This window comes from Spiroplasma helicoides (assembly GCF_001715535.1).
Classification (GTDB): Bacteria; Bacillota_I; Bacilli_A; order Mycoplasmatales; family Mycoplasmataceae; genus Spiroplasma_A; species Spiroplasma_A helicoides.
In genome coordinates this window covers 1,073,427-1,085,549 of the sequence record NZ_CP017015.1, presented here as the reverse complement: position 1 = coordinate 1,085,549, position 12,123 = coordinate 1,073,427, and the positions used below count along the sequence as shown (strand labels likewise).

Here is a 12,123-nt window from a genome sequence, read left to right as displayed (position 1 = left end):
AATATGAAAAGATTATTAAGTGTTTTAGGAATAGTAGCAATTTCGAGTTCAGCTGGGTCAAGTGTAATGGCTTGCGGTAACTCAAAAGATTCAATAGCAATAGTTTTATCAACAACAGCAAACCCATATTTTTCAACAATGAAATCTGTTGCAGAAGCATATGAAAAAGAAACTTCATATCAATTTAAATTTTATGATTCACAAGACAAATCAGACTTAGAAACATCAAATATAGAGAATGCTCTTACAGCCCAACCAAAAGGTGTGATTGTAAATCCAGTAAATGCCGAAAATTCTTCAGGAGGTAAAAAAGTTATAGATGCTAATTTACCATTGGTAACAGTTGATCGTGAGTTTGACAGCAAAATTGGTGAAGGCTCATTTGTTACCGATAATAAGGTAGAGGCCGGAAAATTATTTGATGCTGTTACTAAATATAAAAATTTAGGAGATCAAAAATTAAAAGTATATATTATTAGAGGTGTAAGTGGAGCTGATGCATCAAATAAAAGATATGCGGGATTTGTTAGTGATCATCAAGATAAAATAGAGTTAGTCAATGCAACAAATGGAGAATCAAATTTCCAAAACTGAGAAAGAGATAAAGCTAAAAATGATGTTCAAACAAACTTTACAACCGCAGTAAAAAATGCTGATGTAATTTTTGCAGAAAATGATGAAATGGCAATGGGGGCACTTGCAGCTTTAAAAGAAGGTGATGATAGCATGAAAAACTGACTTAAAACAGGTTTAGTAGTTGGTTTTGATGGTAATACAGATGCTAAAGAATCAATTTCAAAATGAACCAATGAAACAAGCGATAACTTATTTTTAACTATTGAACAAAACCCATCATTAATGATTAAACAAGCAATTGATTCAGTTATTAAAATTTTAAAAGATGGTAAAGAATTAGCTAAAAAATATGAAAATTATACAGCTGTATCAGCAAATCTTATCAAACCACAAGGTATAAATGAATAAAAAAGTTTTAGTAATCGGTAGTGCTAATATTGATTATGTATATAATGTTGATAAGTATCCTGTTGAAGGAGAAACAATTGTGGCAACAAGTTTCTCCAAATTTCTTGGTGGTAAAGGTGCTAACCAAGCATTAGCTGTAAAAATTATGAATGCAGATGTTTCCTTTGTGTGTAAAATTGGGGAAGATAACGACGGTTATGAAATAATTGAAAATTTAACAAATAACAAAGTTAATCTACCATTTATTACTAAATCGGAAAAATATAATACGGGTTGCGCGGGTATAGTTATAGAAAAAAATGGGAACAATAGAATAATAGTTCACCCTGGAGCAAATGATGATTTTGATGATAAAGATATTGAAAAAATATCTCAGCTTTTCGCTGAATATGAATATTTATTAATTCAATTAGAAGTTAATTTAAATTTTATAGAAAAAATCGTAGATTTAGCATATAGAAATGACATAAAAGTAATTCTTAATCCCGCACCCTTCAAAAAAATTAGCAAAAGTATTATTGAAAAATGTTTTTTAATAATACCAAATGAAACTGAGTTTAGTAAATTAATTGGTAAAGAAAACATAAAAGATATTAAAATAATAGAAGTTGAAGCAAAAAATTTTGTAAAAAATTATAAAACAAATCTATTAATAACTTTAGGAGAAAAAGGATCTTTATATATTAGTGAAGAAAAAAGTCTTTATAAAAAAGCAATCTCTGTAAAAGCTATTGATACAACTGCTGCCGGTGACACATTTATTGGAGGTTTTATAAGAACTATTTCTAAGGGTGGAACTTTATCGGAAGCTTTAGACTTTGCAACTTTTGCCTCATCTATAACAGTTACAAGAAGAGGTGCACAAGTCTCTATCCCAAGTGAAGATGAGGTATTAGACAAAATGAAAGAAAAACCAATTCAATAATGAAAAAAGGTTATTATGTAAATAATATAAAACCCCTCATACTTTTTAAGTTATTAAACTTATTTAAATAATAGGGGTTTTTTGTATACTAATTTTAATAAAATTATTTATTTCAATCATCAATTAAAATATTTGCTTTTTTAATTTTTGCTTGATAGTAATCAACTTTTTTAGATATTATGTTGAAAAGAATATTGCTTACGTACATTTGACCCACATTAGATGAAAAAGTTGGAAAATTGTTATACTCCAAACTATGTTTACTGTAGTTCACTATATAGTCTGCTCTTATATATTCATTTAATTCTTTTATTGTCGTCACCAACACCACACATATATTATTTTTATTAGCTATTTGTATAGTTTTAACACATTCTTTTGTTTTTAATTGAGAAGAAAAAACAACTAAAACATCATTTTTTGTCATAAATTGCATAGATATTAAATTGTTATGAATAGAATCACTATAAGTAGAAAAAAGTCCTAACTTAGAAATCAAAGTTGAGAAATACTTTGCAGTTATTTGTGAATTTCCTACTCCAAATACCAAAATTTTTGAACTCTTGACAAATTTATAACCTAAATCATTCATTAGTTTATAATCTAAATTTTTGTTAGTTTCTATAATTGAATAAATTGAATATGCCAAAATCTCTTTTGCTAAAAACTTTGTTGAATAATCTTCTCCCTCTTCACAATTTATTGACATTAACTTTTCTAATTCCAGCTTATTGTAGAAATCCATTTGCATATTTTTTAAAGATTTATAACCCATTTTCTTTATTAGTCTGACTATGCTTGCATCTGAAATATTATAAACCTTAGCAAGATCCTTTAAACTGCTATCAATAAAAAAACTTGGGTTTTTCAATATTTTGTCATATGTTATTTGTTCATAATAAGTTAATTTTCTTTCGTTTTCTTTCATACATTAATTATATAATAAAAAATTTTTATAAAAAGAATTATATAAATAAATGAAAAAAAAGAAAGAAAAAAACCTAAGTTTATTGATGATCGGCTAAAGGTCTATTTGTAGAAAGTAATGTACTCCAAAAAAATATAATCACAAGAACTAAAAAAATAGCTCTTAATAATAAATGGAGTATAAAAATAAAAAAAGCTCTCGAATAAAGAAATGTTTATCTTAAACTAAAAGCATTTTAAAAATAATTTTAATAATAAAAAAACCAATAATTTAGTTTGTTATAATAATAATGCAAAACGAAAAACCACGGGTGTGCATCTTCGTTTTGCATTGTTTAAGGTGTACATCCATAGAGTATAAAAAAAGTAAACTTTTAGTTTACTTTTTTTATTTATATGTTATTATATTTATGCAAAACGAAGAGAGCTTTATATTAAAGTTCAACACCCCAAAAGGTAGAAATATCTGAGTAGGTTGTACACCTTATAAACAAAACTTACGATTTAACTATTAATAATTTTTTTGTTTACCTTATTAATTATCACTTTTATATATCAATCAAGATTAGGAGGGATATTATTAAATTTTTTAAAGTACTTTGTAAGTTTGGACATGTAGGTAGAGACAAATACCTGCCAATTTATATTGCAGTAAAAGCTAATAATACAAAAGAAGCTAGTCAAGAAGCCTTTAAAAGAAGAGGAATAAAAAAAGATCATATTGATTGGTGTTTAGAAATTCCAATAGAAATAGACGAAGACGAATATCTAAAAATAATTAAAAGTAATAGAAATGATATCTATTTTTTAGATAGACGCACAAGGAGTAGAAAAAAGTTATTTACACATAGATTAGTTGATGAGCCAAACTATACAAGAAATCAAAAAATAAAAACTAATAAAAAAAGTTATAAAAAGCTAAAAGATATAGATTCAAAAAAATATAAAGCAAAAAAATTAAAGTTAATAGAAAGCTCATATGATTTTAGAAAGGAACAAAATGAAAACACAATTTAAACTTAAATATACTGATAATTTAAATAAAAAAGATGAATGACAAGATATTGTTGAAGGACTATATGGTTCAGACTGTCTTGAGGTTAAATTTACTACAAAACAATTAGAAATAGAATATGATAGAAAAGATGAAACACAAATAAAAGGAATAAGAAATGTCGAAATAATACTTAATTATACTAAGGGAGTAGTCATTTTGAAGTGTAGTGTTCAGTGCTCGTATACAAATCCTTTTGGTGGAGAAGTATTTGTATTTAATTTCAGAAAGCTAGATAATGTAGAATTTGAAAAATTAAAAGGTTGTAAGAAATCGATTGAATTTGTACACACAAACCCATCAAGCATAGAAGATACAAAAGAATTTTTAAACGATTTAATTGATGATGATAATTTCGAGTTTAATATTTCTCAGTTTGATGAGTTTATGGAAATATTTCATTTTTATAAAGAATTGTACAATGAGATCAATAATAATGAAAACTATGAGATAAAAGATATTTCAGAAAAAATAAAATTTATTTCAGTAGATTGTAAAGAGCTATTTGAGAATGATGGAAGTTTAAAAGATGTATATACAGACTTAATAACTATGTATGATGAGAGAGATATGATAATGGGGTATGAGGCTCCATTAAATGTTTATTCAAGAATGCCAAACAATATTAAAAATAAAGTAGAAGAAATTATAATTATTGATATTGAAAACAAAAAAGGTAGATATGCAAAGCTTTCCAGGGCAAAAGAAAATATATTTGCAAGTAATTTTCAAAATATTGATTCTAAAAACTCCAATAATATCAAACAGTTGGATGTTATGAATGTTATAGAAAACAAAAGTATAATAGAAATTTATGTAAAAGTTGATCAAAAAAATGAATTAGAATATTCATTTATAAATCTTTATGATAAAGGGCAAGAAATAAAAATTGAATCAATTGATAATTCTTTAAGACTGATTAATCAAGGTAATAGTAGTGCAGCAATTAATTTAATTGAGTACTTAATTGGAGATGAAACAATTCCAAATAATCACATAAATTTCATAGCAAGTGAAGTAACAAATGAATATACTAAAAATTTAAATGAATCTCAAAGAGAAGCCTTTTTAAAAGCGATTGATGGTTCACCAATAACTCTTATTAAAGGACCACCAGGTACAGGTAAAACTCATGTAATAAATGCGATTGTTCAATATATTACAAAAGAGTTAAAAGAGAAAGTCATTATTTCATCACAAACTCATGTTGCTATTGATAATGTGCTAGATAAGTTATTTGAAAACAAAGATCCAATAATCCCAAAAAGAATAACAAATAAAATCAATAGATACAGTGAATCACAACTAGATGAAACTTTGTATAATACTTGAGGACAAAAAATATCTAACTGATTAGAAGATTATGAAAACGTTAGTATAAAAAATAATATTTTAAATGATTTAAATAATTTTAAAGGAGAGAACCTTTTAAATTATACAAGCAGCAGCAATCCTGACTACTTAGTAATTGGTGCCACTACAACAACAACAGCAATTTCCGGGAAAAAAGGTTTAGAAGTTTTAAAAGATTATAATTGATTAATTATTGATGAGGTATCAAAATGTCCTATTACAGAAGTTTTAAGATATCTACCATACGTTGAAAAAATAATTTTAGTTGGTGATGACTACCAATTAGCTCCCTTATTAGAATTTAATAAAGATGAGGTAAAGCATTTAAAATCTTTTGATGAAGATAAGTTTGATCAATTAGAAAAAATTTATCGTGAGTCTGTTTTTTCCAAAACTATTAAAAAGGCTGAACAAAGCGATAGGTTGATAATGCTTGATATCAATTATAGATCATGTCCACAAATATTTGGTGCATATAATATATTTTATGATAATCAACTTACTGGTTATAGAAATGGAATTAATGATAAAAAAGTATACTTTAAAAATGATTCTTATTTAAATAACGAAAAAGATATTTATTTTTTAGAACCACTAAATGGGACTGACACTTCTAATCCTGGATCAACTTCTAGATTCAATGTTCAAGAAAGTAAAGCAATTAGTAAAGTTTTAACTGAGGTTTTAGAAAAATGCGATAACCCAAACAATACAACAGTATCAATAATTTTTCCATATAAAGATCAATTAAAGTTATTTATTAATGAAAATAAACCACTAATTAATAAAGTAAAAAAAACTTTTAAAAGTTTTGAAATCGACACAGTTGATGCATTTCAAGGTAGAGAAACAGATATTGTCTTAGTAAGTACTGTAGTTACAGACTTAACTAAAAAAACTTTTTTAGAAGATTTTAGAAGAATTAATGTTGCTTTATCAAGAGCCAGGGATAAGTTATTTTTATTTGGTAGTAGAAATTTAGAAAAGCTTGAAATGAAAGCACCAAACAGTAACAAAAGAAAGTACTTAGGAGAAATAATAGGAACTATAAAAAAATATGAAGGTTACTTGCAAATAAGTGTAGAAGGAGAAATTATAGATGTTAAAGGGAACAGCTCATTTAAATTTACTTAAAATAGATAGAACTATTGAAATAGTTACAAGTAAGTTTCAAAAATCGACATTCGATCAATATTTAATTGCTTCAATCATAAAAAATACAAATAACGAAAATGATGCTATAGAACTAATTTTTTCAATTACTGGTAAAGGTAGCTTGTATGACTTTTTTATAAATAAGTACACTGAAATGAAAGAAGAATTTGATATAGAAGAGATTGAAAAAATAATTTTAAATTCTTTAATACCAATAAAGCTAATAAAAAATTTAAATTATAGTTACATACCAAGTTTAGACTTAACTATATTTAAACGTCAATATTTTAAAGGTAATGTTTTTGAAGAGGAAAATTTTATAAAAGAAAGTATTGACCAAGATGAAACATTCATTAAATCAAGCTTTAAAAATGATGGAATTGAAAATAATTCAACTGACAGTTATCAATTCAAAGTGGATAATGATGAAATTTTTCTAAGATTAGATCCCAATAAAAGTGATTACTTTATTATACAACATGAAGATTTTGAAAATTATATAACTAAAAATTTAGACATTGATTTAAAAGGTCTTCAAGTGAAAAACGATTTGATAGATGGAGAGTTTAAACAGTTAAATGATTTTGATGTAGATATGATAACAAATAAATTTCATTATGAGCATAATGATAAAATCATTTTATTAAATGAAGAGTTTGCAAAAGAAGTTATGATATGTTTAAAATACCAAAATTATTGATTATATGAAAATAAATTAAGATATGAAGACAAAACTAAGGTGGATTTATTTAATCAAATTCTTGAAAGTTTACTATTAAACAATGGGTGAAATGAAATAAAAAATAAAATACTAATAAAACTTATATCATCAAGCTCAGACAGTAAATTAAAATGCGAAGTAGTCAATAAACTTCTATTAGTAAAAAACTCACCAGAAATTACGAAACTAGGTTTAAAACTTATTGAAGAAAATGGAACTGAATTAAAAAATATTTGAGACTTTCAATCATTAGAAGTTATGTATGAAAGTTTTGAAAATTTAAATCAATTGATTAATATATATCAAATAAATGATAAATTAAAATTAGCTGAAAAAGACTTAGTAGAAATTTATCATAGACATAAATCTATATTAAGTGATAAAGATCTTCTAGCTGCCCAAAATTATATTAACAATTGTAAATCATTAAGTGATGAAATTTCTCGAATGCTCGGAGATATGTCAAGATCTGGAGTCAGAGAAAATATGAAACAACTAGATATGAATGATGAAAATTTAATAAAGTTAAAAAAATTTTACAATAAAAATATAGCACATAATAAAAAAACAATTGACAGTAAAGATATATTCAAACTACAACAAACTTTTGAAGAAGTGAAATATTATAAAAATATAAATGACATAGTAGCAGAACAAATAAAAAATAAAGGGATAAAGAAAAGTAACAATAATAGCTCTAAAAAAAAGAAAAATAAAAAGAGATAATATTTTAAAATACATGTAATATGAAGGTGACTATATGAATATAAAAGATATAATTTTGGAATTAAAAAATAAGTTTTTAAGACTTTGAACTTATATGAATAATATGGATGAATATAAACTGATTACTCAGTTTGAAAATGAAAAAAAAATAGCAGTTGCTAAGTTAAAAAATTTACTAAATAAAGATAAAGTAAAATTAGATTAAAATGAAAAAAATGTAAAAGAAGTTTTCTGTTTATGAAAAAACGCTATTCAAAATTATAAATCAAGTTTTAAAAATATTGAAAGTTTAAATAAGGATTACAAGTCTTTTCAAAAACTAAAAAACGACTATGACGAAATATTTTGATCTTTTATTTCGGAATTTATTAATAATAAAGATAAAAGCATAAAAAATATAAAACAACTTTTTTATAAATTTCCTATCAGTATAAATTTTTTTATAGATGCAATAAATTATTTTTTAAAAATTTATGAGGAAAAAAAAGAATGAATAAAATTTTTACATAGCAAAGAGCTAAAAAGCTATGAAGAATCTAAAAAAATATTTAAAGATTTAAATTTGTTTGATGAAAGAGTAATTCTTTTTGAAAAAATGTATTCACTAATAGGGTATTTAAATGTTGAACTTTCTTATAATTTGCTAAATAATAGGTATCAAGAATGATGTTTTAAATATAAAGATGAGCATACTTCAGAAATTATTTTAGATGCAATAATTTCTAAGGTTGATGACACGGTAATAAGAAAGTTTTTTTTTGAAAACAATATAGCATGCGTGGAAAAAATAGAAAGTGAGTATAGTAAAATAATTAAGGCTAACAGTTTTTTTTGTAGAGACCTTAAAAATTTAAGAAATAGCACAGTTCATTTACTGCCATTGTACTTTATACTTGATGATTTAAAAAATAAGTCTGATTATGATATTTTAGATAGCACGGTATCTCTTATTACAATATTTTTAATTTCTATATATGAATACAACGAATTTTAACTACATTTGCTATATTAACACTTTTAATTTTCATTTCTTTTATTTATAATTAAAAAAACAGAAAGGGAAAAATTATGAAAAAAGTTAATATAGGACTAGATATAGGAATTGCATCGGTTGGATGGTCAATTTATGATATTGAAAATAAAAAAATTGTAAAGGCTGGATCAAGACTTTTTAGTGAAGCTAATGCTGGAACTTCTAAAACTTCAACTACATCAGATAGAAGAGAACAAAGGGGAAGAAGAAGAAATCTAAGAAGAGCACTACGAAGAAGAATGGATCTTATCAAGCTTTTTGTTGACTTTAAGTATATAAATAGTCAACAAGATTTTTATCAATTAGACTTTAATTTTAATTATCTAGAAAAAAGAAACCAAGCACTTAATGAGCAAATTTCAAGAGATGAGCTTTTAGTTTTACTATTTAACTTCATTAAAAAAAGAGGAAGTTTTAATTATAAAGATGATATTTTAGAAATGAAAGAAGAAAAAAAAGAAGAAATTGATATATCAAAAATAACAGATAAAAAAGATAAGTTACCAGTTGAAATTCAATTAGATAATTATAAATTGTATGGTAAATATAGAGGTATAAATACAGAAGATTCTTTAATTGCTCATGAGTGATATAAAAGAGAAATTGAAAAAATCTTAGAAACTCAAGTTAAATTTAATGTTGTAGATAAAGACTTTTGTGAAAAATATTTAGAGTTGTTTGATAGAAAAAGACAATATTTTGATGGACCAGGATGAACTACTTCATCTAAAACACAAAAAAGTAAGTATGGTTGAAAAGATGAAAAAGAATTTTTTGAAAGACTATCTGGGTATGATACTTATGACAGTAAGGAAAAAAGAGCGCCAAAACACTCTATGACATCATATCTTTTTAATATATTAAATGATTTAAATAATTTAAAAATTGAAGGATTAAGTTCAGGACTAACATATGAACAAAAATATGAAATTATAAACTCAGTTATTGAACACAAAGAAGTAAAAAATAAAAATATAAATTTGAAACAAATAGCCAAAATAGCTAAGGTTGATGTTTCTGGTATTACAGGTTATAGAATTAAAAAAAATAATACACCAGATTTTACTAATTTTGAATTTATCAATAAATTAAGAGCTGCTTCAATAAAAGCAAATTTAGATTATTCTTTTATTAAACTAGACAATATAAAAGTTTTAGATCAAATTGCAAAGATATTAACAGTATATCAAACTGCAGAATCTAGAAAAGAACAAATTCTGAAAATAAAAGATATCGAGTTTGATCAAAATCAAGCTGAAGTAATTTCTTTATTGAGCTTTACTGGTACACATAGTTTAAGTATTAAAACTATGAATAAAGCAATTGAAGATATGTGATATGAAAATAAAAATCATATGCAAGTATTTTCAGAAAAAGGAATTAAACCTGATTATAATATAAAAATTGAGGGTAAGTTTACTAGATTACCAGTTTTAAGAAATAAAATATCTGAAATGTATATTTCTCCAGTTGTAAAAAGAGCTTTAATTGAAAGTATCAAAATAATTAAAGAAATCGAAAAAATGAATGATTTAGAAATTAAAGATATTGTTATTGAGCTTGCAAGAGAATCTAACTCTGAAGATAGAAAAAAATATATTGCAGATATTCAGAAAAAAAATGCAAAAGAAAATAGTGAAATAGAAGAAAAATACAAAAAAACTGTCAGCAAAGTTGATATAAAAACTAAAACAAAATTAATATTATTTAATGAACAAGATGGTAAATGTGTATATTCTGGAAAATCAATTGATGTTGATCGTCTTTTAAGTGAACCAAATTATTGTGAAATTGATCATATAATTCCATTTTCAGTCTCTTTTGATGACTCAAGATCTAATAAAGTATTAGTTTTAAGAGAAGAAAATCAAAATAAAAAGCAAAACACACCATGACAATACTTTAAAGAAATTAATCGTAATTGAGATGAGTATAAAGCTAGAGTTTATAATTTATATGTAACCAATAAAAAGTTTGGAAAATATGGAACCAGAAAATATGAAAATCTAGTTTTTGAAAAAAATATAAATGATGAAGAAATTCAATTTAGTTTTATAAATAGAAATTTAAATGATACTAGATATGCAACTTCTGAAGTTAAAAACTACTTAACATTCTTTAAAAAAGAATTGAATAAAAGCTATTCTATTAAAACTATTAATGGGGGCTTTACAAATTATATTAGAAATAAGTTTTTACACTTAGGTAAAAAAGATCGTGATGATTATAAACATCATGCAGTTGATGCAACAATATGTGCAATTGCACCAATTATTGATATTAAAGATGGAAAAACATTGAGCATGCTGGAAAAAGATTTAAATAGTGATCAAGTTATTAAAAAAGACCAATTAGTTTCAATTATACAAGACATCAGTACTCACCAATATAACTTTAGTAGAAAAGTTGAAAAAAGAACAAACAAACAAATGTTTAATGAAACAATTTATTCAACTAGAGTTACAAAAGAAGGTTTACATAAAATAGTTAGAATTGATATTTTATCTACTGAACCAAGCGATATTAAGAACTTAAAAGAATTATTTACAAAAGATCAACACAAATTGTTAATATATAATTCTGATAAAAAAACATATGAGTATTTACAAAAAATCTTTGACACTTATGTCAATGATGTTGATAAAGAAAACAAACCAATTAAAAATCCTTTTTATCACTTTACTTATGAGTTAAATGAAAAAATTGTAAAGCAATCTAATGAAGAAAATCCACCAATAGTGAGATACTTAAAATATGATAAAGGGATAATTAATCAATTTACAAAAATAACACACAAATATAAAAATGTTAAACAAAATAAAGAGGTTGTAGTTGTTGGATCAAATGCTTTAGGTTATGATTTATTTTATTCAAAAACATTAAATATGTATAAAATATTGCCAGTGACACATAAAGTTGCTTATTATGATACTTCAAATAGTGATAATAAAATTAAATATCGTGAAAATGATTATGAAATTGAAAAAGCAAAATTTAAAATTGATAGTACATATATTAAAAAATACACAATTTTTAAATATAATGAACTTAATTTTGATTACAAAGGTGAAAACATGACATTATTAGTAACTGGATTTAATTCTAATAGTGAAAGCTTAGAATTTTGTTATTTAGAAAAAGCTAAGGAGCCCAACAAAAGAATCTATAAAGCTATCAAACAAATGAAAAATATTAAATTAATTACATCAAATTCTACAAGAACTAAAATAAAAATTATTGACTAA

At 24.3% G+C, this 12,123-nt stretch carries 8 protein-coding genes; 7 read left to right on the top strand and 1 reads right to left on the bottom strand.

The features are described from left to right. Positions 1–3: 3 nt before the first annotated feature. Together SHELI_RS04890 and rbsK are read left to right on the top strand one after the other, a co-directional pair. Positions 4–984 (top strand): substrate-binding domain-containing protein, encoded by a 981-nt coding sequence (locus SHELI_RS04890; protein WP_069117203.1) that lies wholly within the window; start codon positions 4–6, stop codon positions 982–984. Next, positions 977–1,909, top strand: a complete 933-nt coding sequence (gene rbsK / locus SHELI_RS04885; protein ID WP_069117201.1) for a ribokinase — start codon at positions 977–979, stop codon at positions 1,907–1,909. Before SHELI_RS04890 ends, rbsK begins: the two co-directional genes overlap by 8 nt. Positions 1,910–2,012: 103 nt before the next feature. Here the strand turns inward: rbsK and SHELI_RS04880 are convergent, their stop codons facing one another. Beyond that, a complete protein-coding gene (locus SHELI_RS04880) occupies positions 2,013–2,837 on the bottom strand; it encodes a MurR/RpiR family transcriptional regulator (RefSeq protein WP_069117199.1) in 825 nt (274 codons plus the stop codon). 999 nt (positions 2,838–3,836) lie between these two features. Here SHELI_RS04880 and SHELI_RS04875 point away from each other — a divergent pair. The 5 genes from SHELI_RS04875 to cas9 all read left to right on the top strand — a co-directional run bounded on the left by SHELI_RS04875 (position 3,837) and on the right by cas9 (position 12,123). After that, positions 3,837–6,377 (top strand): DEAD/DEAH box helicase, encoded by a 2,541-nt coding sequence (locus tag SHELI_RS04875; RefSeq protein WP_069117198.1) that lies wholly within the window; start codon positions 3,837–3,839, stop codon positions 6,375–6,377. Continuing rightward, positions 6,343–7,845, top strand: coding sequence for a hypothetical protein (locus SHELI_RS04870; protein ID WP_069117192.1), 1,503 nt, complete (start codon positions 6,343–6,345; stop codon positions 7,843–7,845). Before SHELI_RS04875 ends, SHELI_RS04870 begins: the two co-directional genes overlap by 35 nt. A gap of 34 nt (positions 7,846–7,879) precedes the next feature. Next, complete coding sequence (locus SHELI_RS06055; protein ID WP_157087596.1) at positions 7,880–8,050, top strand: hypothetical protein; 171 nt, start codon at positions 7,880–7,882, stop codon at positions 8,048–8,050. A gap of 390 nt (positions 8,051–8,440) precedes the next feature. Further along, entirely contained in the window at positions 8,441–8,839 is a 399-nt protein-coding gene (locus SHELI_RS04865; RefSeq protein WP_232306378.1) for a hypothetical protein, read from the top strand. A 74-nt stretch (positions 8,840–8,913) separates the two neighbouring features. After that, a complete protein-coding gene (gene cas9 / locus SHELI_RS04860) occupies positions 8,914–12,123 on the top strand; it encodes a type II CRISPR RNA-guided endonuclease Cas9 (RefSeq protein WP_069117188.1) in 3,210 nt (1,069 codons plus the stop codon).